Genomic DNA, 230 nt, shown 5'->3' with positions numbered 1-230 from the left:
TGGGTGCCGCGTTTCTGGTGACGTACGGCGTCATGGCGGCCAGGCGGGCCATGCGTCCGGAGTCGCTGACGGCAGGTGCAGCCGACGACGGCGGCACCGGCACCGGCACCAAAGGCAGTGCGGTGGCGGCGGTGGCTACCGTCCTCGCGCTGACCTGGCTGAATCCGCACGTCTACCTGGACATCGCCCTCATCGGTTCGTTGGCCAACGCCCAGGGCAATCCCCTGCAA

1 protein-coding gene is annotated in these 230 nt (G+C 69.1%); it reads left to right on the top strand.

The annotated features are described in order from the left end of the window. Positions 1–230, top strand: a 230-nt coding sequence (locus tag ACPYOM_RS24225) for a LysE family transporter (RefSeq protein WP_481347939.1), incomplete at both ends; no start/stop codon positions are given.

The sequence above is a fragment of the Monashia sp. HAY1-2A genome, from assembly GCF_056755315.1.
This window is presented reverse-complemented; position numbering and strand designations above follow the sequence as displayed.